General features: G+C 71.9%; 30 protein-coding genes and 1 pseudogene. 20 read left to right on the top strand and 11 right to left on the bottom strand.

All coding sequences use genetic code 11. From position 1 onward, the window contains the following. Positions 1–11: 11 nt before the first annotated feature. The 3 genes from AB8735_RS03680 to AB8735_RS03670 are packed head-to-tail and all read right to left on the bottom strand — an operon-like array spanning position 12 to position 2,997. Positions 12–788: an acetoacetate decarboxylase family protein gene (locus tag AB8735_RS03680; protein WP_372405327.1), complete on the bottom strand. Its 777-nt coding sequence runs from the start codon at positions 786–788 to the stop codon at positions 12–14. Then, on the bottom strand, positions 785–1,585 hold the full coding sequence (locus AB8735_RS03675) for an SDR family NAD(P)-dependent oxidoreductase (RefSeq protein ID WP_372405325.1): 801 nt from the start codon (positions 1,583–1,585) through the stop codon (positions 785–787). The genes AB8735_RS03680 and AB8735_RS03675 overlap by 4 nt, the downstream gene beginning before the upstream one ends. Further along, positions 1,582–2,997, bottom strand: a complete 1,416-nt coding sequence (locus AB8735_RS03670) for a flavin-containing monooxygenase (RefSeq protein ID WP_372405324.1) — start codon at positions 2,995–2,997, stop codon at positions 1,582–1,584. The genes AB8735_RS03675 and AB8735_RS03670 overlap by 4 nt, the downstream gene beginning before the upstream one ends. Before the next feature lie 95 nt (positions 2,998–3,092). Here AB8735_RS03670 and AB8735_RS03665 point away from each other — a divergent pair, with 95 nt between their 5' ends. Continuing rightward, positions 3,093–3,740 (top strand): TetR/AcrR family transcriptional regulator, encoded by a 648-nt coding sequence (locus AB8735_RS03665; protein WP_372405322.1) that lies wholly within the window; start codon positions 3,093–3,095, stop codon positions 3,738–3,740. A 224-nt stretch (positions 3,741–3,964) separates the two neighbouring features. Here AB8735_RS03665 and AB8735_RS03660 read toward each other — a convergent pair whose 3' ends face one another. Then, a complete protein-coding gene (locus tag AB8735_RS03660) occupies positions 3,965–5,203 on the bottom strand; it encodes a HEAT repeat domain-containing protein (protein WP_372405321.1) in 1,239 nt (412 codons plus the stop codon). 238 nt (positions 5,204–5,441) lie between these two features. On the opposite strand from AB8735_RS03660, the gene AB8735_RS03655 reads away from it, so the two are divergent. Beyond that, positions 5,442–6,080: a hypothetical protein gene (locus AB8735_RS03655; protein WP_372405320.1), complete on the top strand. Its 639-nt coding sequence runs from the start codon at positions 5,442–5,444 to the stop codon at positions 6,078–6,080. A gap of 118 nt (positions 6,081–6,198) precedes the next feature. On the opposite strand, the pseudogene AB8735_RS03650 reads toward AB8735_RS03655, so the two are convergent. After that, a pseudogene (locus tag AB8735_RS03650) lies at positions 6,199–6,345 on the bottom strand (transposase); the annotation flags it as partial. 115 nt (positions 6,346–6,460) lie between these two features. Here AB8735_RS03650 and AB8735_RS03645 point away from each other — a divergent pair. Further along, positions 6,461–6,907 carry a peptidase inhibitor family I36 protein gene (locus tag AB8735_RS03645; RefSeq protein WP_372405319.1) on the top strand — a complete coding sequence of 149 codons (447 nt, stop codon included), beginning with the start codon at positions 6,461–6,463 and terminating at the stop codon, positions 6,905–6,907. Here AB8735_RS03645 and AB8735_RS03640 read toward each other — a convergent pair. Both AB8735_RS03640 and AB8735_RS03635 read right to left on the bottom strand, forming a co-directional pair. Further along, a complete protein-coding gene (locus tag AB8735_RS03640) occupies positions 6,861–7,382 on the bottom strand; it encodes a hypothetical protein (RefSeq protein ID WP_372405318.1) in 522 nt (173 codons plus the stop codon). The two genes, AB8735_RS03645 and AB8735_RS03640, sit on opposite strands and share 47 nt — an antisense overlap. A gap of 153 nt (positions 7,383–7,535) precedes the next feature. Beyond that, positions 7,536–7,958, bottom strand: a complete 423-nt coding sequence (locus tag AB8735_RS03635) for a hypothetical protein (RefSeq protein ID WP_344027016.1) — start codon at positions 7,956–7,958, stop codon at positions 7,536–7,538. Positions 7,959–8,144: 186 nt separating this feature from the next. Here AB8735_RS03635 and AB8735_RS03630 point away from each other — a divergent pair, with 186 nt between their 5' ends. The 7 genes from AB8735_RS03630 to AB8735_RS03600 all read left to right on the top strand — a co-directional run bounded on the left by AB8735_RS03630 (position 8,145) and on the right by AB8735_RS03600 (position 16,828). After that, positions 8,145–9,356: an acetyl-CoA carboxylase biotin carboxylase subunit family protein gene (locus AB8735_RS03630; RefSeq protein ID WP_372411767.1), complete on the top strand. Its 1,212-nt coding sequence runs from the start codon at positions 8,145–8,147 to the stop codon at positions 9,354–9,356. After that, positions 9,353–11,074, top strand: a complete 1,722-nt coding sequence (locus AB8735_RS03625) for an IucA/IucC family protein (RefSeq protein WP_372405316.1) — start codon at positions 9,353–9,355, stop codon at positions 11,072–11,074. Before AB8735_RS03630 ends, AB8735_RS03625 begins: the two co-directional genes overlap by 4 nt. Next, the gene (locus tag AB8735_RS03620) at positions 11,071–11,325 is read left to right on the top strand and encodes a hypothetical protein (RefSeq protein WP_372405314.1); all 255 of its coding nucleotides are present in this window, start codon (positions 11,071–11,073) and stop codon (positions 11,323–11,325) included. The genes AB8735_RS03625 and AB8735_RS03620 overlap by 4 nt, the downstream gene beginning before the upstream one ends. Then, positions 11,322–12,494 (top strand): type III PLP-dependent enzyme, encoded by a 1,173-nt coding sequence (locus AB8735_RS03615; RefSeq protein ID WP_372405312.1) that lies wholly within the window; start codon positions 11,322–11,324, stop codon positions 12,492–12,494. The genes AB8735_RS03620 and AB8735_RS03615 overlap by 4 nt, the downstream gene beginning before the upstream one ends. A 210-nt stretch (positions 12,495–12,704) precedes the next feature. Continuing rightward, positions 12,705–14,336: a carboxylesterase/lipase family protein gene (locus AB8735_RS03610; protein ID WP_372405310.1), complete on the top strand. Its 1,632-nt coding sequence runs from the start codon at positions 12,705–12,707 to the stop codon at positions 14,334–14,336. A gap of 119 nt (positions 14,337–14,455) precedes the next feature. After that, positions 14,456–16,141: a GAF domain-containing protein gene (locus AB8735_RS03605; RefSeq protein WP_372405309.1), complete on the top strand. Its 1,686-nt coding sequence runs from the start codon at positions 14,456–14,458 to the stop codon at positions 16,139–16,141. Positions 16,142–16,258: 117 nt separating this feature from the next. Beyond that, entirely contained in the window at positions 16,259–16,828 is a 570-nt protein-coding gene (locus AB8735_RS03600; RefSeq protein ID WP_372405307.1) for a ferredoxin, read from the top strand. On the opposite strand, the gene AB8735_RS03595 is transcribed toward AB8735_RS03600, so the two are convergent. Then, entirely contained in the window at positions 16,804–17,367 is a 564-nt protein-coding gene (locus AB8735_RS03595) for a GNAT family protein (protein ID WP_344027004.1), read from the bottom strand. The genes AB8735_RS03600 and AB8735_RS03595 overlap by 25 nt on opposite strands. Positions 17,368–17,424: 57 nt before the next feature. Here AB8735_RS03595 and AB8735_RS03590 point away from each other — a divergent pair, with 57 nt between their 5' ends. Further along, a complete protein-coding gene (locus tag AB8735_RS03590; RefSeq protein WP_344027002.1) occupies positions 17,425–18,015 on the top strand; it encodes a TetR/AcrR family transcriptional regulator in 591 nt (196 codons plus the stop codon). Between the two features lie 162 nt (positions 18,016–18,177). Here AB8735_RS03590 and AB8735_RS03585 read toward each other — a convergent pair whose 3' ends face one another. Next, entirely contained in the window at positions 18,178–18,759 is a 582-nt protein-coding gene (locus AB8735_RS03585; protein ID WP_372405305.1) for a DJ-1/PfpI family protein, read from the bottom strand. A gap of 285 nt (positions 18,760–19,044) precedes the next feature. Between AB8735_RS03585 and AB8735_RS03580 the strand changes: the two genes are divergently transcribed. The 3 genes from AB8735_RS03580 to AB8735_RS03570 all read left to right on the top strand — a co-directional run bounded on the left by AB8735_RS03580 (position 19,045) and on the right by AB8735_RS03570 (position 20,766). Beyond that, entirely contained in the window at positions 19,045–19,299 is a 255-nt protein-coding gene (locus AB8735_RS03580; protein ID WP_372405303.1) for a hypothetical protein, read from the top strand. Positions 19,300–19,369: 70 nt separating this feature from the next. Further along, the gene (locus tag AB8735_RS03575; RefSeq protein WP_372405302.1) at positions 19,370–19,822 is read left to right on the top strand and encodes a nuclear transport factor 2 family protein; all 453 of its coding nucleotides are present in this window, start codon (positions 19,370–19,372) and stop codon (positions 19,820–19,822) included. A gap of 797 nt (positions 19,823–20,619) precedes the next feature. Then, a complete protein-coding gene (locus tag AB8735_RS03570) occupies positions 20,620–20,766 on the top strand; it encodes a hypothetical protein (RefSeq protein ID WP_372405301.1) in 147 nt (48 codons plus the stop codon). 49 nt (positions 20,767–20,815) lie between these two features. Here the strand turns inward: AB8735_RS03570 and AB8735_RS03565 are convergent, their stop codons facing one another. Both AB8735_RS03565 and AB8735_RS03560 read right to left on the bottom strand, forming a co-directional pair. Beyond that, a complete protein-coding gene (locus AB8735_RS03565; RefSeq protein WP_372405299.1) occupies positions 20,816–21,577 on the bottom strand; it encodes a metallophosphoesterase in 762 nt (253 codons plus the stop codon). A gap of 76 nt (positions 21,578–21,653) precedes the next feature. After that, positions 21,654–22,403 carry a hypothetical protein gene (locus AB8735_RS03560; protein WP_372405298.1) on the bottom strand — a complete coding sequence of 250 codons (750 nt, stop codon included), beginning with the start codon at positions 22,401–22,403 and terminating at the stop codon, positions 21,654–21,656. A 563-nt stretch (positions 22,404–22,966) separates the two neighbouring features. Here AB8735_RS03560 and AB8735_RS03555 point away from each other — a divergent pair. The 6 genes from AB8735_RS03555 (at position 22,967) to AB8735_RS03530 (ending at position 26,382) form a co-directional block, all read left to right on the top strand. Further along, entirely contained in the window at positions 22,967–23,230 is a 264-nt protein-coding gene (locus tag AB8735_RS03555; RefSeq protein ID WP_372405297.1) for a hypothetical protein, read from the top strand. 97 nt (positions 23,231–23,327) lie between these two features. Beyond that, complete coding sequence (locus AB8735_RS03550; protein WP_372405296.1) at positions 23,328–24,377, top strand: hypothetical protein; 1,050 nt, start codon at positions 23,328–23,330, stop codon at positions 24,375–24,377. Positions 24,378–24,524: 147 nt separating this feature from the next. Then, entirely contained in the window at positions 24,525–25,094 is a 570-nt protein-coding gene (locus AB8735_RS03545; protein ID WP_372405295.1) for a hypothetical protein, read from the top strand. 132 nt (positions 25,095–25,226) lie between these two features. Continuing rightward, on the top strand, positions 25,227–25,358 hold the full coding sequence (locus AB8735_RS03540) for a hypothetical protein (protein ID WP_372405294.1): 132 nt from the start codon (positions 25,227–25,229) through the stop codon (positions 25,356–25,358). Beyond that, complete coding sequence (locus tag AB8735_RS03535; RefSeq protein ID WP_372405293.1) at positions 25,325–25,873, top strand: hypothetical protein; 549 nt, start codon at positions 25,325–25,327, stop codon at positions 25,871–25,873. The genes AB8735_RS03540 and AB8735_RS03535 overlap by 34 nt, the downstream gene beginning before the upstream one ends. Then, positions 25,870–26,382, top strand: a complete 513-nt coding sequence (locus tag AB8735_RS03530) for a DUF4158 domain-containing protein (protein ID WP_372405292.1) — start codon at positions 25,870–25,872, stop codon at positions 26,380–26,382. The genes AB8735_RS03535 and AB8735_RS03530 overlap by 4 nt, the downstream gene beginning before the upstream one ends. Positions 26,383–26,453 lie beyond the last annotated feature (71 nt).

Raw genomic sequence — 26,453 nt, 5'->3', positions numbered from 1 at the left:
AGGAAGTCAACTCAGAGCACCCTCGGTCGGAGTCGGCTCGCCGTGAACAGCGGCGAGAGCGGACGGAGCGGGATCGGCGGGCGGCCGGCGGTCAGGTCGACGCGGTGGAGGCGGGCCTGAAGGACCGGGCCGAACCCCATCTGGTCGAGCGGGTCGCGTTCGGAGCCGCCGATGGTGAGCTCGAAGCCGGTGACTTCCCGTACTTCGAGGGGGTGTTCGCCGGGTGTGAAGCCGACCATGCGGGGCAGGGCCGCCCCGAGGAGCCCCATGGCGTTGCGGTGCGGACGGCCGAGGATCGGCGGCGGGTCGTCGATCCTCGCGCCGAGGGTGCCGCCCATGGTGATCAGCGTGCTGCCTCGCCTGCGCGCCCCGGCGCGGATGGTGTCGCCGTCGAGGTGCCAGTCGATCTCGCCCAGCTTCTTGGGGTAGCCGAGCAGTTCGCGGCCGAGGATGAGCGCGACGTCGTCGTCGAGGATCATCCAGGGACAGTGGATGCCGGTGCGGCGGCCGACCTGGATGTGCACGAACACCCCGGCCTCGTGGTAGACGGAGCCGTAGGTGCAGTCGGGGAAGAACGCGGTGAACACGTCCGCCCGGGCGGGCTCGGCGAGCCGGACCCCGAACGGCAGCCAGGGCCGCATCCGTTCGGGGTCGACCTCGACGGTTGCGGTGAAGTAGTGCGCGTCGCGGTACAGGGTGCGGCGCGGGTTGCCCAGGGCGAGCAGGCGTCGCAGGTCGGAGACCAGGCCGCGGCCCTGCGTGCGGGTGGTGGGTTCCCAGTCGCTCACGTCAGCCTCCCGTACGCCGCGCGCAGCAGCCGGCCGGTGAACCACCGGGGGGTGTACTGCCCGCCGACCGTCTGGACCTTGGCGAAGGGGCCCGGTACGACGCGCCGTTTGCCCCGGGTCATGCCGGTGATGGCCTGCTGTGCGGCCTGCTCGGCCGACACCCAGAGCCCCGCCGGGACCAGGCGGTCCACCGCCGGTACGCCGGCGACCCGGGTGAACTCGGTGCGTACCGGGCCGGGGGCGAGGAGGGTGCAGCTCACCCCGGTGCCGGCGAGTTCGGCGTGCAGGGACTCGGCGAAGGTGTTCGCGAACGCCTTCGAGGCGGCGTAGGTCGTGTTGTTCGGGCCGGGCTGGTTGCCGGCCGTGGATCCGGTGATGAGGATCGCGCCGGCTCTGCGCTCCAGCATGCCGGGCAGCACGGCCAGGGTCAGCTCGTGCACGGCCACCACGTCCAGCTCGACCTGCAGCCGCTCCCGGTCCGGCGCGAGGGCGGACAGCGGTCCGTAGGTGGCGAAGCCGGCGTTGTTGCACAGCACCGTGATGTCCCGGGACGCCAAGTCGGCGGCCAGCTCGGCCCGTTCTTCCCGGTCGGCGAGGTCGCAGGGGCGTACTTCGGCCTGGACGCGGTATCGCTCGGCCAGCCGCTCGGAGAGTTCGCGCAGCCGCTCCTGGCGACGGGCCACCAGGACCAGTGAGTGGCCCCGGGCCGCCAGGCCCTCGGCGAGCGCGGCGCCGATGCCGGACGAGGCGCCGGTGACCACGGCCCGGTTCCGTGGCGTGGGGGCGGGCAGGCTCATACGGGCACCTCCGTTTCGACGACACCGGTGGGGCGTACGGTCTCCGAAGCCTCGGCGGGGGAAGGGAGTTCGCGGGCAGGTCCGCGGTGCGCGAGTTCGGGGGTGGGGCCACGGCGTGCGCCCCACGACGCCACGTCGCCGAGCATCCGGGCCCGGCGGCAATGGCCGTGAAGGACGCGACGCAGCAGGCGGATCCGGGTGAGGATCTCCGCCGACCCGGCCAGGATCGAGCTGCGCGCCGGCATGCGGCGGGCGACCAGGTCGGACAGCGGGACCGGGAACAGCCGCTGCGCGACGGCCGCTTCGGCGAGGAAGTCCGAGCCGTGCGAGATGATCTTCCCGGCTCCGGAGCGGGGCGCGACCAGGCCCCAGATGTAGAGGTTGGCGTAGCGGGGGACGAGCACGTGCTCGATCAGCAGTGGCTGCCCGTTCTCCCACACGAACATCGACTCGTCCAGGAACGGGAAGCGGGTGCGGAAGCCGGTGGCCCACACGATGGTGTCGTACTCGCCGCTGGTGCCGTCGGCGAAGTGCACGGTGGATCCGTCGAAGCGGGCGATCTCCTTGCGCGGCCGGACCTTGCCGTGCAGCAGCGCGTACATCAGCGAGGAATTGACCGTGACGTCCTTGCTGAACAGCTCGTGGTCGGGCTTCTGGAGCCCGTACCGCTCGTAACGGCCGTAGGACAGCCGCAACAGCGCCTTGAAGCCGAGCCGTTGCAAGGGCATCGGCAGCCATACCCGGTCCCATTCCGAGGCCGGTATCCCGAAGATCGTCTTCGGGATGAACCAGTACCCGGAGCGCATGGACAGGTCGGCGCCGCCGAACGCGGCCGCCGCCTCGACCGCGAGGTCGCTGGCCGAGTTGCCGCCGCCGACCACGAGCACCCGGTCGCCGGTGCCGAAGTCGGCGGGGCGCTTGTAGTCCTTGGAGTGCAGCTGACGGCCGCTGAACGTACCTGGATACGAGGGGGTGTTGCGCTCCCAGTAGTGACCGTTGGCCACGACAACCCCGGCGTACTCGCGCCGTTCGCCGGTCGACAGCGTCACGGCCCAGCCGGCCATGCCGGTGCGGTCCAGCGGCCGCACCTCGACGACCTCGGTGTCGAACTCGATGTGCTCGCGCAGCCCGAAGTGGTCCACGTAGTCGTTCAGGTACCGCAGCATCTGCGCCCGGCCGGGAAACGTCGGGTAGTCGGCCGGCATCGGGTACTCGACGTACTGGGTGGACTTCTTCGAACTGATCAGGTGCGTCGAGTCGTACACCCCGTGCGCCCAGTTCCCGCCGATCTCGCCGGTGGCCTCGAACTGGTCGTACGGGATGCCCGCCTGCCGCAGGGCGCGCGCCAGCCCGTTGCCGACGTAGCCCGCACCGATGATGCACAGGCGCCCCGGCATGCCGGTCCTCGTCATCGGCCCTCCCTCCGTCATTGCTGTACGGCTGTAGCCTTCATTGCTGCGCGACTGTAGCTACAGCTGTGTAGCTTCACAAGGGTAGGATTGAGGCCATGACACCCCCCGGCACCGCCCGCAAGCGCCCGTACGCCCCACGCATGGCCCCGGCCGAACGACGCGAGCAACTGCTGGACACCGCACTGCGGATCATCAACACCGAGGGGGTGGTCGGTGTCTCCGTCGACGCGGTGGCCAGAGCGGCCGGTGTCACCAGGCCGGTCGTCTACGGCCAGTTCACCGACAGCAACCACATCCTGCGCGACCTGCTGCGCCGCGAGGGCGAACGCGCCCTCGCCCAGATCGCCGACACCCTCCCGGCCGACCTCGCCGACGCCGACCCCGTCGCCGTCTTCACCCACGTCGCCGAGAGCTTCTTCGCCGCCGTCACCACCCATCCGGAACGCTGGCGCGCCATCCTCCTTCCCGTCGACGCCGCGCCCCCGCCCGTACGCGCCTACCGTCAGCAGGCCGAAGCTGCCATCCGCACACAATTCGCCGACATCACCCGCCACTTCCTCACCGGCCGCCCCGGCACCGAGGCCGTCGACGTCGACCTCCTCGCCCACCTCCTGCTCACCGCCATGGAAGAGGGCGGCCGACTCACCCTGCGCGACCCCGACGGCTATCCGCCCCGACGGCTCACCGCCATGGCCCGGTTCATGGTCGAAACCTTCTCCGAGCGTTATCCGGACGACCGTTGAGGCGGGCGGCCATCCCTCTGGGAGAGCGAGTGCCCCGCAGCTGCTCGCCCCGGTGGGTATCGGCCCGGACACGACGTCACGTTGCTGATCACCGAGGGGGACAACCCGGAGCGCCTGCGCGGTGAGGCGTCCTTCGCCGTGCCCGGGAGACCTTCGACCTGGTCGGGCCCATCACTGCCAGGGCCCCGTCATAGGGGCAGTGGTGACTCTCCACCGGTCCCGGCTCACCAGTCCCGGCGGTGCCGCCATACGTCGCGCAGCGGCCAGTAATACGGCGACGTCCGGTCGACGGTGTTGTCGAGGGAGTCCAGCAGTGCGTCACCGCGGGGGTCGTCGCGCAGGGCCAGTTGCACCGCGGCGGTGACCCGTACGGCCTCCTCGGAGTCGGAGAGGCAAGCGGCCAGGGCGTCGCAAGGGGCGGGATCGTCGGCCCGGGCCCGGAGGAGGGCCCGGCAGGCGCCTTCCCGGACTCCGGCGTTCGCGTCCCGGGTGCAGGCGAGGACGGCGGCCAGGGCGTCGGCGTTCCCCTGCTGGACCTGCCAATGCAGGCCGCCGACCGCCCAGGACCGGACCTGGGCGTCGGGGTGACGGGTCAGGGCGGGCAGCGGCTTCTCGGCGCGGGGGTCCATGGCACCGGTCAGGCCGGCGGTCAGGGGCCGCATCACGCGGGGATCCTCCTCCTGTTCGGCCCAGGGGAGGAAGAGGTCGATGAGCGGGGTGTCGAAGGGGGACTCCTCGTCCTCGCCGCTTTCGTCGTAGAGGTTGATGCAGCGCAGCACTTCCGCGCCGAAGTAGCGTGCCAACGGGTCGGGGTGGTGCCGAAGAGCGGCTGCGGCGTCCCAGATGGGCGGCAGCGCACGGCCCTCGCGTCCGGCGGCCGCGACGACGGCCGCTCCCCACACCGGGTGGTCGACCTCGGGTTCGGCCATGGCGCGGTCCAGCAGTTCGGCGAAGGGCGTGACGATTCCGCAGCACCATTCCAGGTGGGTGAGGATCGCGGTGTGGCCGTCGCGGACGGTCTGCCCGCCGATCACCAGCTCGCGGCAGATCGCGCCGTCGCCGTCGCGCACGGTCCGCCGGTGGACCCCCGCTCCGGTGCCGGTCGTATGCCAGTGGCGGGCCAGCGCGAGGGCGTCGCGGCCCTCCCGGTCCGCGACCCGGGGGTCGGCCCCGGCGAAGTGCAGTGCGGTGGCGATGTCGTGGGCGCCGCGGTCGACGGCGCGCAGCAGGGGCGTGCGGCCGTCGGCGTCGATGCCGTTCAGATCCAGCGCGTCGAGGTCGGCCTGCTTCAGCAGGGCATCGAGGACCCGGTGGTCGAGGGCGTCCGCGGCCAGGCGCAGGGCGGCGGCGACGTGCGGGCCGTGCGCCTGAGGGGTGCCGTACGCGTCCAGGAGCAGGGTGGCCACTGCCTCGGTGTCGCTGTTGCGGACGGCGGTGAGGAGCGGGTGTTCGGGGTGGGGCATGTGCACAGGAGGTGAAGGATCCTTTCGGGGGCGGGAGATGGGGTGCGGCTGTTCCCGCGGCAGCGGGGGCACGGGCGGGCGACGGCACCGGCCGTATCCCCGTACCGGGTTGTCAGCTGTATGAGTGCCTGTTTCTGTACCTCGTATCAGCAGGTCAAGAGCGCGACCGTTCCCCGAACGGGAACCGCTGCGGCTGGTGTGGCCCAAGTGAAAGAAGCGGCTACAGTACTCTGCCCGCGTGAACGGTACGGATGAGGTGAGGAGTCTTCCCGACTGGCGGGTGCTCATCGTCGGGGGCGCGTCGGGGATGGGGAAGACCGGTGTCGGGCGGGCATTGGCACGACGGTACGACGTCCCCGTCGTGGAGGTCGACGACATCGTCGAGGCCCTTCTTGCGGTGACACTGCCCGAGCACCTGCCGGAGGTCCACTTCTGGCGCACTCACCCGGAGGCCGCCCGCCGGACGCCCGAGTCGGTGGTCGAGCGGCAGATCGCGATCGCCGAGACGCTGGCGCCGGCGATCGAGGCGGTGGTGGCCAACCATGTGGGCACCGACACCCCGGTGATCCTGGAAGGGGACTACGTCCTGCCCGGACCGGCGACGCCCGAAGGCCCGGTCCGTGCCGTCTTCCTCCACGAGGACGACGAGGGGCAGGTGACGGCCAACTACCTGCGCCGGGAGCCGGAGGCCGGACCACAGCGCCATCGCGCATGCGTCAGCGTGCTGTACGGCCGATGGCTCGCCGCACAGGCGCGGGCGGCCGACGTGCCGGTCGTTGCTCCACGTCCGTGGGAGGACCTGGCCGGCCGTGTCGCCGAGGCGGTGGAGAATGCCTCTACCAAAGCCGTGGTGTCAACCGGAACCGCCGCTACCTAGAGCCTTCCGAGAAGCCCGGCGGCTTGATCGATCTGAAGGTGACGGTCAGCACCTTCCCCCTCGGTCCACCTGCTGGCCGGCTACCGCCCACGCTCCAGGGGGTTCAGAAACAGGCACTGGGTGGCCGTCCTGGCCCGGGCCGGGTGGGTTTGGGTGCACGGGCCGGACTGCCCGGGCGGGGGCGGATGTTCCTGGACCCCCGCCGGACGCGGTTCGGGGTGAGCGCGGTGCCGGGGCGTGTGGTCTTCTCCCAGGGCTTGCGCTGCTACACCCTCTCGGGTGAATTATGCAGAAAGCGATAGCTGGTGTTGACGGCCGCCGCTGTCCTGGACGCACGCCGTGCCCCGTAGGGACGGCGACGTCCGGCAAGGAGGCATCTCATGCCACTCACGCGAAGCTCGGACTCCACCAGGACACGGCAAGCACCCACCGGCCGAGGAGACAGGTCGGCCTTCGGATACTTCGCGCACCGGGTGGTCACCGCGGCGGCCGCCATCGGGCTCGGGCTGGCCGGCATGTTCATCACTGCGCCACCGGCCACCGCGGGAGTCCTCGCAGCCCCCGGGAACTGTCCCTCAGGGAATGTCTGCTTCTACCCCAACTACGACTACGGGGGCGCACCGTCGCTGTATCCGAACCCCACGGATCACAGCTGCGGCAGCACACCGATCGTGGCGCGTTCGGTCTTCAACAATGACGACCAGTCGTGGACGGTGTACCACGGCGATGGGTGCACCGGGTGGGGTGTGGACATCTCGCCGGGGGTCGGCGTCAGCGACTTCATTGCTTTGGACTCATCCGATCCCACGGTGCGGTCCTGGCGCTGAGGCCCCGTGCGGGCGGTCCCGGACAACATCGTGCCGCTGCGGCCTCTCGCCTGACACCGGTTGTCCCGCCCTGGCGAAGCCGCTGGGGCCGGGACAACCGGGCATCGTGGAGATACGGGGCTGAGATGCGCTCGACTTCCGTCAGTTGAGCGGCTTCGATGCGGCCCTTTTCCAAGGACAGGAGCCAGGGCAGCAGTTCCGGTGTGGCGTGCACCTCGTCGTAGAACCCGAGGCGGAGGTCGGCGAGTTTGCCCTCGAAGAGCCACCGGTCGAGCGCGTCACCGAGGTGCAGGCCCGCCGGATCGGTACGGGTCCGGGCCCATGCGGACAACCAGGGGGTGAGGGTGCCCGTGGTGACCGAGGCTGTTCGCTCCGGCGCCGACCAGTTGCGCCAGCCGGCGGCGAGCAGCCACGAGGCGACCGTGTCGTGGATGAGCTTGTCGGCGACGAGGAGACGGACGATCCGGGGCGTCAACCGGCGGTACAGGCCCCGGAGAAGAGAGCGACGCTACCACGGGCAAGGCAGCCCGTAGTCTCCGCGGTCCCGGACGGACCCGGCAGGGCTGCCTCCGGCCCTGCCGGGCGAGGTCTGCGCGGATCCCCGGCGGTACCCCGATGCGGCCGACGGTCAGGGGCGGACCAGCACACCCACCGTGCCGAACGAATAGGAGGAGCCGTAGTGTTCGTCGCCCCGGAAAGTGGCGACATAGCCATTGGTCAGCGTGCCGACGCTGGCCGTGCCGAGGCGGAGCGGGCCGGTGCACGCGGCCTCGCCCTCGGCGTTGGTCACGCCCCGGCAGATGTCGCTGCCGTCGGGCGTGGTGAAGTCGATGTGCTTGCCCGCCAGGGGCTTGCCGGTCTCGGCGTCGTTCAGAAAGGCCCTGACGCCGACGGACGGCGGGAAGACGTTGGCGCCCGCGTTCGCGGCGGAGATCCGCGTCGCGTGCGGTTCGCCGGGGCCGTGCTCCCCGTGGGCCGACGCGGCTTGTGCACAGGACAGAACCGTGGTGGTGGCAAGGATCGCGGCGCCGAACCAGGACCGTACGGACATGCAGTCTCCTTCGATGCGAGCCGGAAGCAGAATGATCTGCTCCTCATACCGGTCGGCTAACGCTGCGGCAGGGCGGAGGTTACGGGGCAACCGGCTTGCGGCGTTCGGCGTGCACCCATGACAACCAGGCGCCTCCACAGGGTGATTGACAGGGTCGCCGACGGCAGTCCTAGTGTCTCCCCCGTGATGCATCTGCTCGCGCTGACTCCCACCGATTCCGTCACCGAGGGCTACCTCCCCGCCGCCGCCCGGCTGGGGCTGGATGTCATGCTGCTCACCGACGCGCCCGACGCCCACCGGCGGGCCTACGAGCGGTGCGGTGGGAATGCCGGGAACGCCTGGCCCCGGATCGACATCGTCCCCTGCGAGGTGCGTGACTTCCGTGAGGTGATCGCCCGCATAGCGGCGCACGACCGCCGGCCCGAGGCCGTGTTCACCAACAGCGACCACCTCCAGGTGCAAGCCGCCTTGGCCGCCGACTGGTTCGGGCTGCCGGGCAAGGACTGGCGGGCCGCCCTGCGGACCAAGAACAAGGCGCACATGCGTCGCGCTCTGGCCGAGTCGGGCCTGGAGGCCCTATGGAGTGCGGAGTTGAGCAGTCCCGGAGAGGCGGAGAGCATCCGGCCGCCGTTCCCCTGTGTGGTCAAACCCCGTGAGGGCGTGGCCGGTGAGGACGTCGGGCTCGTCGAGGACGGCGGGCGGCTGCTCCGGCACTGCCGGGAGGTGTGGGCCCGGCGGCCCGGTCTGCCCCTGGTCGTCGAGGAGTATCTGCCCGGGCCCGTGCACACCCTGGAGACCCTGGGCGACGGGCACGCCCTGCACATCCTCGGATCCTTCCACGAAGTCGGCGTCGCACCACCGCACTTCGTCCTGCTGCGCGGGGATCTGCTGCCCGAGACGCCCCGGCCGCACACGGAGCAGGTCGTCGAGCGGCTGCGGGCCCTCGGTGTCGGATTCGGGTCCTGCCACACCGAGTTTGTGATCCAGGGTGACCGCGCCCGCGTCATCGAGGTCAACTACCGCTCCATCGGGGACCACGCCGATCTCGGCCTCGCCGACGCACTGTCCATTCCGTTGTTCGAGCACATCCTCCGCACCCACCTCGGCCGACCGCTCCCGGCCTGCCTCGGTGCCCGGACCGCACGAAGAGCGCTCCGCATCGAGGCCGTGCTCGCCGAACGCGGCGGAAGGCTCAAGGCGGCGCCCGGGCCTGTGGAGTATGAACGGGACGAGGTACGGCTGGTCTACCGGCCGATGCGCGAGGTCGGCGAGGAGCGTCTCCTCCACCACTCGGACCGCGACCAGCTCGGCATCGTGCGGGCAACCGGCCCCGACCAGGACCGGATCGGCCGTGTCGTGGCGGCATTCCGCGCAGAGCATCACTGGGAGCTCGTATGACGGCGGAGGTGGCGGAGGGGGTGGAGGAGAGCGACGTCTTCGCCCGGGCCCTGGGCGCCCTGTTGCGGGAGGATCCCTACGGCCTGCGCCCCGGAGCGGTCGTCGAGCGGCGGTCCGACGGCGACTGGCTCCGGCTCCCCATGGCCGAGATCCCCGTCCGCCCCGACGGCTTCCAGTGCGAGATCCGGGTCCGTCCGACGCCCGGCCTCGGCGCCGTGCTGGACCGGCTGCGCGCGGCCGTACCCGAGCCGGACCTGCCGGGATTCGACGCCTTCCGGGCCGAGTGCGACCAGGCGGTCGCCACGGCGCGGCTCCAGCGACGGGAACGACCGCGCGTGACGGCACGGCTCGCCGAGGAACTCGGGCCCGCGGGGGAGTGGACGGGAATGCGGGGCGCGCTCGCCTTCGAGGCGCTGGCGGCCTTCCGGGACCATCCCGTCTACCCGACCGGCCGGGTGCGCAGAGGGCTTTCCGAATCCCAACTCCTCTCCTACGCACCGGAGTTCCGGGAGAGCTTCCGACTGCGCTGGCTGGTGCTGCCAGGTGATGCGGTGACCCTCGGGCGGCACGCCCGGCTGCCGGACTGGTGGCCGACACCGGCCTTCCTCGGCCTGACCGGGGCCGGTGAGGGGAGCCTGCCGCTGCCCGTCCACCCGCTCACGGCCGATGACGTGCTCACCGGGGCGGCGGACGCCGCCGGCCCGGCAGGCCGCGCACGGTTCGCCGAGAAGTCGTGGCTGGAGGTGGTGCCCACACTCTCCATGCGGACGGTCGCCGCCGTCGACGACCCCGGCCTCCACCTCAAACTGCCGCTGCCCACAGCCACCTTGGGACTGCTCAACCGGCGCACCATCAAACCCGGCGTGCTGGCCCAGGGGGAGTGCGGGCAGCGGCTGCTGGCGGAGATCGCGGCCCGCGAGCCCCGCTTCGCCGGCACCGTGCTCCTCACCGACGAGGGCACCCACCTCGGCGCCGGTCACGAACTGCTCGCCGCACTCGTCCGCCGCTACCCGGACGGCCTCGAGGACGCCCATGTCCTTCCCGTCGCCGCCCTGCTCGCCACCGACCCCCGGGGCCGTCTCGTCGTGGACGTGCTCGCCGAGCGCTACTACGGCGGCTCGACGGCCGCACTGCTCGACGCCTACCTCCGGCTGCTGCTGGACTGGCACACCACCCTCTTCTCCTACGGCGTCGCGCTCGAATCGCATCAGCAGAACACCTCGATCGTCCTCGACGAGCAGGGCGGCCGCCCCCGGTTGCGGCTGCTGTTCAAGGACAACGACGGGCCGCGTGTGCACCGCGCCCGCCTTGCCGAGCGGCTCGGCGAGGCGGCCGCCGACGATGCCCTGCTGGGCTTCACCGACCCGCGGGCCTTCGCCGCCGACGACGGTCCGCTGGCCGATCTGTTCACCACCGTGACCGTCCATCTCTGCGCGGCCGCCCTCGCCTTCGAACTCGCCGAGCTCGGCCGGGGCTCGCTCGACGACCATCTGGCGCTGCTGCGGGCCCGGCTCGCCGCGGCCACGGGCCGGCTTCCCCCGGGCCCGGCCGCGGTGCTGCGCGCCCGGGTGCTGGAGGCGCCGCGGCTGCCGGTCAAGGCGATGGTCACCGCCGGCACGCTGTTCACCAAGGCCCGCTCGGGCGCGGCGGACATCAACAAGCACTATGTCGACGGGCCCAACTATCTGCTGCGACGGGGCCCGGGGGCGGAGGGATGACCGCGGTCCCCGACGTACCGGCAGTCCCCGACGTACCGGCGGCCGACGGGCGTGTGCCGGTGCGGCTGCCCCGCTCCGGTGTCCTGCTCCGCGTCCGCCCGCGGCGGCACTCGCCGATCGGTGCGCACCGCTTCCACGGCCCCACCGCCCAGTGGCGCGACGGAGCCTGGGCCGGGCCGCTCCGGGACGCCCTGGCCGCATCTGCCGCGCGCGAGCCCCTGCCCCACCCCCGGAAAGGTGCCGTACGGTGATCGAGCCCCGCGTCGCCGCCCACGCCGGACGGCTGGCACCCGGGCAACTCCCCGCCTACGTCCACGATCTCGCCGCCCTCGACCGGGACGCCCGCGTGATCCGCGCGGCCCTCCCCGAACGGGTCGAGCTGTACTACGCGGTCAAGGCCAACCCGGCCCCCGAGATCCTGCGCGCCCTCGCTCCCCATGTGCACGGCTACGAGGTGTCCTCCGGTGGTGAGCTGACCCATGTCCGGCGCGTCGTGCCGGGATCGCCCATGGCCTTCGGCGGCCCCGGCAAGACGGAGGAGGAACTGCGACTCGCCCTGGAACTCGGCGTCGAACGCGTCCACGTGGAGAGCGCGCACGAGCTCCGGCTGCTCGGCGCTCTCGCCCGCGCCCCCTTGGACCTGCTCCTCCGCGTCAACCTGCCGGTACCGGACGGCCACATGGACCGCGCCGCGCTGGCCATGGGCGGTCGCCCCACGCCGTTCGGACTCGACCCGGACGGCGCGGCATCCTGCCTGCCGCTCCCGGGCGGCGGCCGGGTGCGGTTGCGCGGCATCCATGTACACCTGGCCAGCGGGCTCGACGCCCGGGCGCAGGTGGCCGTGGCCCGCCACATCACCACCTGGGCAGGGGAATTCGCCGGACGGCACGGCTTCGACCTCGCCGAGGTCAACGTCGGCGGAGGCATGGCCGTCGACTACGCACGCCCCCACGCGCGGTTCGACTGGCAGGCCTACGGCCGTGGCCTGCGCGGTCTCCTCTCGGGCCACGAGGGTTTGACGCTCCGTGCCGAACCGGGGCGGTCGGTGACCGCCTATGGCGGGTGGTACGTCACCGATGTGCTCGACATCAAGCACAGCCATGGCGAGGCGTTCGCAGTCCTCCGCGGTGGCACGCACCACATGCGCACCCCGGCAGCCAGGGGACACGACCACCCCTTCACCGTCCTGCCGATGGAGGGGTGGCCACGTGCCCGGCCCCGCCCGGCAGTCCACCGGGAACCGGTGACGCTGGTCGGGCAGCTCTGCACACCCAGGGATGTCTTCGCCCGCCGGATCGAGGTGACCGCGCTACGGGCAGGCGACCGGGTGGCCTTCGCGATGGCCGGGGCCTACGCATGGAACATCTCGCATCACGACTTCCTGATGCATCCGCCGCCGACCTTTCACTACCTGGAGTGAGACGTGCGCTCGGATTCGAGACCACCGGTGCACGGCGGCCGGTACGCCAGGTACGCCAGGTGCGTCGGGCAAGGGCTGCCCGGCCGGGTCCGGGCCGAGCCGCGGCTGCACGCCCTGACGAGCACGGCTGCCACCACCGGTGAACGGCCGACCGCATGTACCCCGCCCCGTGCGGAAGATCCCCGTCCGCATCGTGGGTACACATGTCCCATGGCCACCTCGCGCAGGCTGCTCCTCCCTTTCCTCCTCGCCCTGCTCGCCCTCCTCGGCGGGGCTCCGGCCCCGGCGGGAGCGCGGGCGCCGCGCGATTCCGCGGTCGTCACCACGGACGCGGGGACGGTGCGCGGACTGGTCACCGACCGGGGCCGGGCGTTCCTCGGGGTGCCGTTCGCCGCGCCGCCGGTGGGGGAGCGGCGGTGGCGGCCGCCGGGGCCCGTGGGCTCCTGGTCCGGGGTCCGGGACGCCACCGCCTACGCGGGGGCGTGCGCACAGCCGGCCGGTGCCGAGCTGGGGAGCGTGGAGAGCACCAACGAGGACTGCCTGTACCTCGACGTCTTCACCCCGCCGGAGGGCGGCGGCGGGAAGCCGGTGCTGGTGTGGTTCCACGGCGGGGCGTTCATGTACGGGAGCGGGGCGAACTACGACGCCTCCCGCCTCGCCCGCGCCGGTGACATGGTCGTGGTCGTCGCCAACTACCGCCTGGGCGCCTTCGGTTACCTGGCCCACCCCGCCCTGGCCGCCGAGGCCCCGGACACCGGATCCGGCGACTACGGTCTCATGGACCAGCAGGCCGCGCTCCGTTGGACCCGGGCCAACGCGGCGGCCTTCGGCGGGGACCCGGCGAACGTCACCGCGGGCGGCCTCTCGTCCGGCGGACTGAGCGTCTGCGCCCACCTGGTGGCCCCCGGATCGCGCGGCCTCTTCGCACGCGCCCTCGTCCACAGCGCCCCCTGCGGCCTTGCCTCCCGCCCGGTCGCCGAAGCCGAGTCCGCCGGCCGGGCGTTCGCGGCCGGCGCGGGCTGCCTCGGTTCCTCCGGCGCTGTCCTGGCATGCCTGCGGAGCAGGACGGCCGCCCAACTGCTGAAGGTGCCCACGACCGGCGCCGCCCCCTGGTGGCAGGTCTCGGGCACACCCGTCCTTCCCCGGCCGCCGGGAGAGGTCATCGCCGCGGGCGGGCACGCCAGGGTGCCGGTGCTGACGGGCAGCGCGCTGGACGAGGGGACCATCGGCGCCGCCGCCGTGGAGGCCCAGGGCACTCCGCTCGACGCGGTGACCTATCCGGTCGTCCTCGCCGCCCTGTTCGGGACGGACGCCCCGCAGGTCGCCGCGCACTATCCGGCCTCGGCGTACGGCGGCGACCACCGCCTCGCGTTCGCCGCCGCGTACGGGGACTACCTGGTCGCCTGCCCCACGCGGGAAGCGGCGCGCCGGTTCGCCACCGCGGAGCCCGCCCGTACCTTCGCCTACGAGTTCGCCGACCGGGCCGCGCCCAACCTCTACGCCCGGACACCGGACTTCCCCCTGGGCGCCTACCACGGATCCGACACTCCCTACCTGTTCGACTACCGCCCGGCCGGGAACCTCCGTCTCGACCCGGCCCAACGGCGGCTGTCCGCCGCGATGATGGCCTCCTGGTCCCGCTTCGCCGCCACCGGCGACCCCGGCGGCGGCTGGCCGGCGACGGCCCCGGCCCCGTACCGGCCGCTCTCGCTCGCCCCCGACGCGGTCGTCCTCCGGGACGACTTCGAGACGGGCCACCAGTGCGGCTTCTGGGCCGGGATCCCGCGCCCGGAGCCGCGGTCGGCGTCGGTGACCGGGAGGGCGCTGCCGGAACGGCCCTGACCGTCCGGGTCCCGCGGCGTCGGACGCCCCCGGCGCGGACCGCCCTGACCGGCGGCGATACGGTGTCGTGGGGCGGAACGACCGCCCCCGGGGGCCGGGCGCGAGGGGCAAGGAGCGGCGTGGAGAACACCGGGGCCAGGGCGGTACGGCTGCCGCAACTCAGGCTGGACGAACTGCTGGACGAGGTCCAGGCCCGGCTCGAGACCGCCCGCGGCACCCGCGACCGGGTGCACAACCTGCTGGAGGCCGTCCTGTCGGTCGGGCGCGGCCTGGAGCTGGAGCAGGTGCTGCGCGGCATCACCGAGGCGGCCGTCGTGCTCGTCGACGCCCGGTACGGCGCCCTGGGCGTGATCGGGCCGGACGGGCGGACGCTGTCGCAGTTCCTCACCGTCGGTCTGACGGAGGATCAGATCGAGGCGATCGGCCCGTATCCGTCCGGCCACGGCATCCTCGGCGAACTGATCCACCACCCAGAGCCGTTGCGGCTGCCGAAGATCTGCGAGCACGCCGCCTCGTACGGCTTCCCGCCCGGCCACCCGCCGATGAACACCTTCCTCGGGGTGCCGATCCGCGTCCGCGACCACATCTTCGGCAACCTCTACCTGACCGAGAAGCGCGGGGGAGCGGACTTCGAGGACGAGGACGAGGAGGTGCTCGCCACCCTCGCCGTCGCGGCCGGCGTCGCCATCGACAACGCGCGCCTCTACGAGGAGGCCGTGCGCCGCGAGCGCTGGCTGCGGGCGAGCGCGGAGGTGACCACCGCCCTGATGTCCGGCAGCCCGCGCGCCGAGGTGACCGCCCGCATCGCCCGGCTGGCCCGGGAGATCGCCGGTGCCGAACGGGCCGTCTTCACCCTGCCGGAGGCCGACGGCACGGCGCTGGCCGTCGAGGCGGCGACCGGGGACGAGCCCCCGCGGGGCAGCATGCTGCCGCTGGAGGGCACCCTGAGCGGCGAGGCCTTCAGCGAGGGCCGCCCGGCCCGGGCCCGTACCGCGGGCGAGGCGCCCGCCGGCCCCGCGGTGGCCGTGCCCGTCACCTCCGGCGACGCGGTCCACGGGGTGCTGCTGCTCGCCCGCGCGGCCGGCGGGGCGGAGTTCTCCGAGCGCGAGACCGAGCCGCTGTTCGCCTTCGCCGGACAGACCGGCCTGGCCATGGAGCTCGCCGAACGGCGCTCGGACACCGAGCAGCTGGCCCTGCTGGAGGACCGCGACCGCATCGCCCGCGACCTCCATGACCTCGCCATCCAGCGGCTCTTCGCCACCGGCATGACCCTGCAGAGCGCCGACCGCTTCATCGACCACCCCGAGGCCGCCGAGCGCGTCCAGCGCGCCGTCGACGACCTCGACGAGACCATCAAGATCATCCGCTCCACCATCTTCGGCCTCCGCTCCCGCGAGACCGCCCCCCAGCACGGCCTGCGCACCCGCGTCGTCCGCGCCGTCTCCGAGGCCGGCACCGCCCTCGGCTTCGCCCCCAGCCTGCGCATGGAGGGTCTGCTGGACACCCAGGTGCCGCGCGAGGCGGTGGACGACGCGGTGGCCGTCCTGGGCGAGGCGCTGACGAACGCGGCCCGGCACGCGGAGGCCGGGGCGGTGGACGTCGCCGTGGTCAACGACGGCCGGGACCTGGTCCTGACCGTCGCCGACGACGGCGTGGGCATGCCGGCCGGCGCCGGACGCCGCAGCGGCCTGCGCAACCTCGCCGAGCGGGCGGAACGCCACGGGGGAGCGCTCCGCGTGGAGACGCGGGGCGGCGGCGGGACGGAGCTGGTGTGGCGGATCCCGCTGGCGGCGGCGCGCCGGTGAGCGGGGCGCGGCGGTGAGCGGAGGATGCGGCCCGCGGGCCGGGGCGCCTCGCCGGGCAGGGCCGCCTCGCCCGGCACCGGCGATCCGGGCCCGCGTATGAGAGCCCACGATCGTCACATGACGCCGTCCTCCGCCGGCCCGATACCGCGGGACGCCTTCCGGGGGCGCTGGGAGGACCGGCTGTGGCTCAACGTCCCGGGCCCCTTCTACGGCGCCGGGACCGACACCTGCGCGACCGGACGGCTGTCGGCGCCCGGCCATGTGCTGTACGGCGGTGAGCACTTCACGGAGTACGTGTACCGCCAGCCCCGGACGCCCGCGGAGGTCGCCCTCGTGGTGGAGGCGGCGGCGGCCGACCCGTTCCTCGGCTACGGCTGCGACGGCGACCGACGATGGACTCCGCGAACGGTCCGGGAGTGGTGGCGGGACCGGGGGCGGATCGTGGAGTACCTGGCCGGACACCGCCGGACCTGGGAGGAGTTGGCCGCCCGGAGCGGGCAGGGCGAGGACATCGCGGTCCGCGACTTCGAGTCCCACCTCGCCGGCGGACTGGAGGCGGACCTGCGCGCCTTCCTCTTCCGGCTCGAAGAGGGCCGCTCCCCGACACCGGACGACCGCCTGCTGCCCGCGCTCCGGCCGCCGTCCCGCCGCCGGAGCCGGGCTCAGCCCGCCGCCGGGGCCTCCTGACCGAGCCACTCCCCGGCGAGGACGGACCAGACCTCGCTGTCCTGCCGGACGCCCCGGTACGGATACGTCTGGCGCAGGACGCCGTCGAGGCTCATCCCCAGGCGGCGCGCCGCCTCGCGGCTGCGCTCGTTGGCCGGGGTGGTCCGCCACTCCACGCGGCTCATCCCGCGCTCCCGGAAGGCCCAGTCGATCAGCACCCGGCTCGCCCGGTGCACCAGACCGCGTCCCTCCCCGGCCGCCTCCAGCCAGCAGCCGATCTCGCAGACGCCCACGGCGGCGTCGAAGAGCCTGAACATGACGCCGCCGACCAGCACACCGTCCAGCCAGATGCCGTAGATGCGGCCGGCGTCCCTGGCCTGGTCGTCGGCGTAGCGCTGGAGGACGGCGGTCGCGGACTCCAGGTCGGTGCTGCGCGTCGCCCACGGGATCCAGGGATCCACCGTCGGCCGGGCGCGCTCGATGTGGTCGAGGAACTCCTGTGCCTGCCAGGGCTCCAGGGGGCGCAGCTGGGCGTGGTCGTCGAGCGGCAGGGCGAACACGGGTCCTCCATTGGCGGTCAGTGTGCGTAACGAGCGTTCGGTACGTACTCTAGCCCCATGCCTCCCGCTCCTGTCGATCACGAATCCCGCCGCGAGGACGTCTCGCAGGCGGTGTGGCGCGTCCTGGCCGCCAAGGGCTTCGGCGGCCTGACGCTGCGCGCCGTGGCCACCGAGATGAACGTCTCCACGGGCCTGCTCATGCACTATTTCCCGACCAAACGCGCCCTGGTCGCCCACGCGCTGGACGTCCTGGAGAGGAGCAGCGCCGAACGCCCCCGCCGCCCCCGCCCCCAGGACGGCCTCGCCACCGTCCGCGCGATGCTCCTCGACCTCCTGCCGATCGGCGAGGACAACGCCGCCCGCAACCGCGTCTGGGTCGGCTCCTGGGACCAGGCCCTCGCCGACGAGGGCCTCCGCGCCGGGCAGGGCGAGCGCTACGCCCGCATGCGCGCCGCGCTCCGCCCCCACCTGGAGGCCGCGCGCGACCTCGGCGAACTCCCGGCCGACGCCGACCCCGACCGCCTCGCGGCGACGGCCGTCGCGTTCGCCCACGGCCTGGTGCTCCAGGCCCTGTTCGACCCGCAGTGCTTCCCCGAGGAGACGCAGACCGCGATGGTGGACGCGTTCGTCGGCACGCTCGGCGGCTGACGGGCCGCGCTCGGAGAGAGACCGCTTGGACCGGCCGACGAACCCCATGCGCACGCCGGTGCCCCGCACCATCCCGACGAATCGGCGCGGGCCACCGGCGAAGCCCCTGCGGACTGCCGCCGAGCCACGCCGAGTTCGGCGAGGACGTTCCCATGACGACGGTCAGGAGCTGCGCCGGACGACGCCGCGCTGTTCGTACTCCATGAGGGACTCGACGCCGAGGGCGATGGACGATCCGCACTCGCGGGTGATCATCCAGAGCGCCAGATCGATTCCACTGGTGACACCGCCCGCGGTCACCAAGTTCCCGTCGTCGACGACGCGTGCGTCGACCACCTTGCCTCCCTGGGCGGCCAGTTCGGCCTTGGCGAGATGGTGTGTCGTACACGGACGGTCTTTGGTCAAGCCTGCCGCGGACAGGACCAGCACTCCCGTGCAGACACCGGCGACGACGACTCCCGCCTGCTGGGCCCGTACAAGGTTCCGGTGGACATCCGGATCCTTGATCAGCTGGTCACCGCCGCCCGGCACGACCAGGAGATCGGTATCGGTGGGCTCCCACGCGTTCGGCACCGTGACTTTGGTGCCGAAGAAGCACGTCACCTCGCCGGGAGCCGATGGCCGTACCAATGTCGTTTCCACCTGGGCACCCGCATGCACAGCGTGCCCGAACACGTCACGCGGCCCGATGAAGTCCTGCTCCTCGACCCCGTCGTACACGAGGATCTGAACGCGTAAGGGCATCGGCTATATCTCCTTGCCTGGCGAAGCATCCGCGGATGCCGTGGGCGCCACAAAGGTCCCGACCGGTACGAGACCGCCGGTCAGGGCGCAATTTCAGCAGGTCACCGCGCTCCATCGGCCCCTTTCCTGACGCTCGTTCGAGCTCTTGGCAAGCCGGCGCTGTCCTGCAGAGTGGGACGGCACACCGGGACATTCCCGGCGGGCCGCAAACGTACGGGCCTTGAGGAGCTCGACTGCGCCGACTTGTTCTGTTGGTCGGCTGCGACGGGGGAGGAGTTCCCGTCCTTGACGCATACCTTGCTGCCGGAGCGTGTGCTCGTGACGCTGTGGTCAGCGGCTGAGGGCGAGCACGGTCGTGGCGCCACCGGCATCCTTGACGCCGAACTCGGCGGAGGGAGTGCGGTCGTTGTGGGGGTGGACCACCTCACCCACCTGAGCATCCACAACGCCGACCGGGCACCGGCGGAAGCCGACACCGCGGCGGTCGCGGCCCGCACGCCCTCACCTTCGGTGAAGTCGCCGATACCATCGCCTTCGTGAGCGGCCGACCGGCCACCACCTTCCATGAGTTCGCCGAGCGCAACACCCCTTCCTGGACCTCGGAGGCGAAGTGACCAAGACCGTCGGCGACGACACCCCCCTGGTCGGGGCGAACAGCCCGTTCTTCCGCATCATCAAGGAAGGACTGGACGGCCTGGTCGACGGGGAGGACTACTACGATCTGCTGGCCGAGGACGTGGTCTTCGAGTACGTGATCACTGTGCCGGGGTACCCCCGGCGGGTCGAGGGACGGCAGGGGATCGTCGACCTGTACAGCGACTACGGCGACTACATGACGCTGCACAGTGCGGACAACCTCCGCGTTCACCACGACCCCAAGACCTCGGTGGTCGTCCTGGAATACGAAGTACACGGTGAGTCGGTCCGGACCGGGCAGCCCTACGACAACCGCTTCGTCTCCGTCGTGACCATCAAGGACCGCAAGGTGACGCACTGGCGCGACTACCTGGACCCCATCGCCGTATTCGACGCACAGGGATGGCCGCAGGGCGGACGCTCGTAAGGGCGAATGCGGCCTGCCGGATCGGGGGCCGCCAGGGCCTGTCCGACGGGTCAGCACCGATCCGCGTATTTGCTGTCGTTTTGAACGTAAAAGCCCGCCCTCCCTGTTCTGGGTGAAGCGTTGTCCGGGCTCTGTCCAAGGCTGACGTGCTGCGCTGTGTTGGCTTCGTCCACTGAGGTGCCGGATTCGGCCCGACAGAGGAGGACTTATGAGGTCACTATGGGGGCGGTGAGAGCTCAGGAAAGCCGTCCTGGCGGGAGCGTCGGTGCTCGCGCTGCTGACGCAACGGCAGGCAGCGCGCAGGCGGCGTCCGGCACCTACACCTACGTCACACCGTCAGGGCAGACTGTCCAGGGCCAGGACCCGCCCAGCGACACCTGCGTTCCGCTCACCGGGGGCGCGGTGAGGTTCTCCAACGACACGACCGACACTGCCTTCCTCTACGCCAGCGGATCATGCAGCGGGCAATGGGGCGAACTTGTCGGTGTCGGCGCCACATGGGACGCGCCCACAGGCGTCCAAGCCCTGGGCGTCCGCTTCGGCTCGGCCCCCGGGTAGATCATCAACGGACCCATAGTCGGATCGCGGCGAGGAGGAACCGCCTTGGGCCGGAACGCGAAGCAGGCCCGGAGGGACAAGTGGAAGCGCGCGGTCGGCGACAGCGTCGGGGGTACTGCCGTTCCCGGAGGCGGAGACCGAACGGATCTGGCACGCCTGGAACCGGGCGGTCGTGGCCGGGCTGATGGAGGACGGGGCGGAGACGAAGTACCACTTCACCTCGGACGGGAAGGGTCGCGGTGGGCAAGAGCGGGCAGGCCCTGGCGAACGGTGAGCGGCTGACGCCGTCGGTGGCCGAGCGGCTGCGGCGCGAAATGCCGTTCCTGGCCCCGATGGTGACGTTCTATGAGAACAACCAGGGGTCCGGTACTGGTAGGAGTCGTTGATCGAGTAGTCGGAATTCCGGGGTGTGCGGCCATTGATGGGCGCGCGATGTCACGGTGCGTGGCTGCGTCCGTCCCGAGGGGCGAAGGCTTCGAGAGCGTCTGCGTCAGTCGCTCGCGTGTGGAGGAAGTAGTCGGCCCACTCGGCGATTTCGGGGTAAGAGGAGTCCTCGGTGACCTGGGTGATGGCTGCCTCGACGTCGAAGGCTGTGGAGCGTAGTTCGACGCCGGGGCCCAGGAGCGCCCAGTGGGCCCCGGCCCGTCCGTAGGGCATGCCGATGCTGCCGGGGTTGATCACGAGTCGGCCGTGGGCAAGGCGGACGAACGGCATGTGTGTGTGCCCGCAGACCACCGTGCGGATATCGGTGTCGAGCCCGCTGAGGACTTCTCGCCAGCGGTCGAGGCGTGAGTCGACCAGGACGACCTCTTCATCGTCCCGAGGGGTGGCGTGACAGAACAGCACCTTCCCCAGGCCGTGTACTGGCAGAGAGCGTGATTGCGGCAGTCGGCCGAGAAGGTCGATATGGTCTTCGCGTAGTTGTTCGGCGGCCCAGGGAGCGATCGGATCGGGGATCGAGTCGCGTTGGCCGCGGCGGTATTCGAGGAGTTCACGGTCGGCGTTGCCGCTGATCCAGACAACGCGGTCGCCGAGAGAGGTCAGCCGGTCGAGAACCTGCGTCGGTTGCGGACCGGCGGTGATGTCGCCGGTGAGCACAATGCGATCGGCGGTGCTCACGTCTGGTTCGGCGAGCACGGCCTCCAGGGCGGGCAGGACTCCGTGAATGTCGGACAGTACGGCTACTCGGTTCAGCATGGTCACCACTGTGGGATGGGGTCTCCTTGGAGGAGGGGCCGTTCGCCTGACGCGTAGTTCCAAGGAGATAAGTGCTTCAGCGCGCGTGGTCGCCGGGAGCCTGGGCCGCCCCGGGTTCCGCGTCGGCGCGGGGCCCCGGTGAGGCCGGTGAAGACCAGAGTCCAGGCGCCGCGGGCAGCCCTCGACCTGCGCGAGGCGGGCGGCGACTTCGGCGACGGCCCGCTCGTCGGCCTGGCGGAGCGCGGAGCGGAATGATCGACGCGACCTGGTCCGGGGTCGGCGGCTCGGTCCGGTCGTGGTGCATGCGCTGGTAGAGCTCGCTGCGGACTTGATCCTCGCGGCGTTCGGCGTGCCAGATTGCGTCGACCAGGTGGGAGGCGAGCTTGATCTGGTCGGTGACCGAGCACTCGTGCCGGCCGGTCAGCTCCCGGATCTCGGTGCGGTGCCGCTTGGCCGTACGGGAGGTGAAGTCGTACAGCCCCATGCCGGCAGCCGGGACGCCGAGGGCGGGGTCGTGGTCGGAGACGAGAAGGGGGACGCCGAGGCGGGCGGCGTCCATGACCAGCCCGGATTCCTTGCCGACTCCGGGGCGGCGGGTGACCAGGGCCGCGCCGGCGGCGGCGTGGCCAAGGCGGAGGACCTGCTCGCCGACCGGTCCGGGCACGGTGTGCAGGCGGACCTGCGGGAGCTGGTGCCGACGGGCCGGCGTCTCCTGGTCGAGCGGGGTGCCGGTGATCACCAGGTGCAGCGGCCGGGTGAGTTGGGAGAGGACGGCGTCGATGGTGGCAATGTCCTTGTGGGGCCACCAGCCGCCGACCAGGCACACCGCCGCGGCATCGGCGGGGATCAGACCCGCTCCATTGTGGCGCTCCGACAGACCCCCGCGACCGCGCTAACGGCCCGGGGGGGGGCACGGCCACCAGCTAAGTGGAGCTGATGACGTGAAGGACTTCATCTCCCGCCTCTTCGCCCGCACGAGGGCTCTCTTCGGTCACCGCGCGGCGCCCGAAGTCGCCGTCACGCGGCCCCCGGCCCCGCCGACTCCTCCGGCCCCGCCGGAGGCGCCCGCCGCTCCAGCTTCTCGGCCCGCACGGCGGCATCTACGTGTGGGCCACTGCCCATGGGATCGATCTGCGTCCCACGACCCCGCTTCTTGCCTGCACCTGCTCGACCAAGTCGCCGCACGCTGCCGACTCCGAGGCGCTGCGTGCGCGCGTGCGCGAGGTCAATGCCCGTAGTGCCTCGGGGAGATGGTGACGGTCAGCCAAAAAATGATCATCCGTCGTTCGGATGGTCGGCCGTGACGGGCCCGTGTCCGGCCCGGTGGTTCGGGTTGGCCGGGTCGGTGCGTATCGGGCCGGTGACCTGAGCGGAAGGAAACGAGGACACATGAGGAAGCTCAAGAGCGCGGCGGCACTCGTTGCGGGTGGAGCGCTGCTCGCCGGGGCCATGGGCCTGGCCGGGGCCGGGACCGCCGCTGCGGACACGATCACGTGTTCCGACACGCTGTCGGCTCACACGAACGGCAATGCGTTCAACGACGGGCCGCAGCAGCTCAACAAGCTGTTCGGGACCTTCGTGGACACGGCCACGTGCTCGACGCGGCAGTTCAACACCGGCCTCAACGGCGCGGACGAGCCCAGCGGTTCCTGACCGTCCCCCTCGTACCGGGCCGTGCCACTCGGGCGGCCCCGGGACGCACACGAGTCATAGGCTGCCCGGCTTCGGGCCGGGCGGAAAGGACCATTGCATGGTGCATCGCAGGCTGTGGGTCGGCGCGATGGCGGGAGCATGCCTACTGGGCGGGTACCTGGCGCCGACGGCCTCTTCGGCTCCCGCTCACGGATACAAGGTCTTCAACGCGGGCGTGCACCCCTGGCAGCCCCCGAAGGGCGTCACCCAGCTCCGCTTCTACATCTGGGGCGCCGGCGGGGGAGGCGGCGGGGGAGGTGGCGGCGGCGGTCAGGGATTCGGTTTCGCCGGAGGCCCCGGTGGCGGCGGGGCGGCCGGAGGTGGCGGCGGCGGAGGCGGCGCAGGCACGGCCGGTGCCTTCGTCCGCTGTCAGACGGAGCCGGCCCGCGAGTACGTCGTCAGGGTCGGCAAGGGCGGCGCCGGCGGGAAGGGCGGTGCCGGCGGTGGCGGCGGAAGCCCGGGCAGGAACGGCACCTGGGGCTGGGGCCAGAACGGCAGCGGCGGCGCCAACGGCAACAAGGGCTCCAGCAGCGGGTCCACCGAGGTGATCGCGCCGAACAGCCGCATTTACGGACAGTCCGGCCCCGCCGCCGGCGGAGCCGGAGGGGGAGGTGGCGGAGGCGGCGGACGCGGCACCGCGAAGGGCTCCACGGGCGGGCCCGGAGCAACCACCACTGCTGCCGGGGGAGCCGAAAAGCTCCCCTACGTGTCCACGTGGCGAGGCGGCTCGTGCACCGTCGGCGCAACTGGCGGAGCCGGAAGCGCGGGCAAGGTCGGCCGGGCCGGCAGGGGGGTCCCCGAGGGTTCGCCGGCCAGGTCCTGTCCGGCGAAATACGCCGCCGGCGGCACTGGACCTGCCGCCTCGGCTCCGAGCATCACCCTGCCGGGCGGAAAGACCTACAACCGGCCGGAGGGCGTGGGCAAGGGCGGCAACGGAGGAGGGAAGTACGCAGCGGGCAAAAACGTGGGCTGTGGAGGTATGGGCGGGATCGTAGGCATCACCATCTCCTCCACTGCCGAGAACCAGAACTCGAAGCCTGGTTCAAAGGGAGAGACGGGCCCGGCCGGTATCAAGGGCGGTGACGGGCTCGTCGTCATCGCCTGGTAGGCCGGCCTGCCGTTCCAGGCGCGTCCCGGGCCGACGCAGGCCCTGACGCGCCCGGAAAACGGTTGTCCGAGGCCGGACGGCGGCGTTCGTCTGGTTTCGGGGCGGAGGCGGTGCGAGGCGATCGGCGCGTCTCAGTACGGTTCCTTCATGGAAGGTCAGCGTCATCGGGGTGAGGCCGGTGTGCCCGACTCCGCCATGGTCGAGGAGACCGGGCCGGAGATGACCGTGTTTGCGTGCGCCGCCTGCGGCGCTGCGCTGACGGGGCCGCTGAAGCGTCTGCCGGCGGTGCCCGAGGCTCCCGACTACGCCTGGTGGGAGGCGGAGGAAATGGGGCCGTCGCCGGCCACTGTGCCGTCGGGCTGCTACGCGATCGAGACGGAACCGTACGGCGCGCCTCTCGTCGTTGCCGGGGCGCCCGGCCCGGTGATGCCACGCCACGGAACTCGCTGCAACATCGACGGGCAGCCGCTGGTCTCGCAGGGGCCGCGAGGCAATATCGTCATGAACCCGGACGACTGTCGCGGGTTGACGACGCGGCACGCCTCCACCGCATGCTGCGGGGCGACTCCCTATGGGGGACTGAACCAGGTCTGCGCCTGCGGAACACTGGTCGCGACCCTCTGCTCCGACTGCTGCCTGCCGTATGAGCTGCACCTCTCACCCGACCACGTCCGGGCCTTGCCATCCCGCTCGCCCGGCTCCGACCGGACTGCGTGAGCTCGCGTGCTGCGACAGCGATTTCAACATCACCGAGGACGTCCTGGACACTGCCTGCTCGATCCTCGTGGAGGCCGTCGAGAGATCCTGCACGCCGCTCGCCGCGGCCGCGACCGCCGGGGAGGCGGCCCGATGACGCTCATCGTCCAGAAGTACGGCGGGAGTTCCGTGGCCGACCCCGGCTGCATACACCGCGTCGCCGCCATCCGCAACAGCGCCACGTCGTCGTGGTGGGCGCTTTCACCGACGCCCTCCTCGCCCTGACCATCGACTCCCAGGGCGTCCCGGCCCGTTCGCTCACCGGGGGACAGGCCGGCATCGTCACCACCACCGTCGCCCTGGCCGCCGCCCTCGGCGCCGGACTCTGCGAGATCCGCGCCGACGTCGGCCGCGTCCACACCGCCGACCCACGCATCGTCCCCGGCGAGGGCATCGTGATCCACGACGATCCCGCCGACCCCACCGGCCCGCTCGGCGAGGAATCCGGCGAGGCCGTCGTCGGCATCTCCCACCACTTGGCCGTCCGCATCACCGTCACGGCCCCCACGACCTCTCCGACCGCCTCCTCACCGCCGAGCGCATCCTGCGCGTCGTCGAGGGGGACGACCACGAGACCGACATCACCGTGTGGCAGACCGGCGGGGGACCCGGCGAGTTGTCGTTCGTGGTGGCTCCGACCACCCCTGATCTGCTGTGATCTCCGCGTGTTGTGTGCGGTCGCCGGATCGTCCATCGCGCAGTGCGGTAAGCGGTCGATACGACTGGGCGTTCGCGCGTGAGCGATGGTGAGGGCCTTGTGGCGACGCGGGTGTTCACAGATGACGAGCTGGCGCAGCTGCGTGGGTTTCCGGAGGTCAAGAGGGAAGAGTTGATCCGGTTCTTCACTCTGACACCGGCGGACGTGGGGTTCGTCGATCCGGGCCGGGGCCGTAGTCCGAAGGACTGGCTGGGGCTGGCGGTTCAGCTGTGTACTCTCCCGCGGATCGGGTTCGTTCCGGACGACGTCGCTTCGGCGCCCCCGGCGGCGGTGGCCCGGCTCTCCGAGCGCCTTCGGATTCCTGTGGGTGAGCTGCGGTTCTACGGTGAGCGGAAGCGGACCCGCACCGGGCGCCTGCGCGAGGTGGCCCGGTATCTGAACTGGAAGCTGGCGAAGACGCTGGAGTGGAAAGAGCCGGACGAGTTCCTGCTCGCGCGTGCGACGGAGCATGATTCCCCGTCGCTGCTGTTCCGCCTGGCTTTGTGCACGAGAACGGGTTCTGGCTCAACTCCTGTGGTCCGCGCACGCTGAGTGATCGCTGACGGCTGGAGCGGCCGCCGGGAAGTTGCCCGAAAGTGATCGTCAACCCTGTGGTTGTGGCC

The sequence above is a fragment of the Streptomyces luteireticuli genome (assembly GCF_041519305.1).
Lineage (GTDB): Bacteria > Actinomycetota > Actinomycetes > Streptomycetales > Streptomycetaceae > Streptomyces > Streptomyces luteireticuli.
This window is presented reverse-complemented; position numbering and strand designations above follow the sequence as displayed.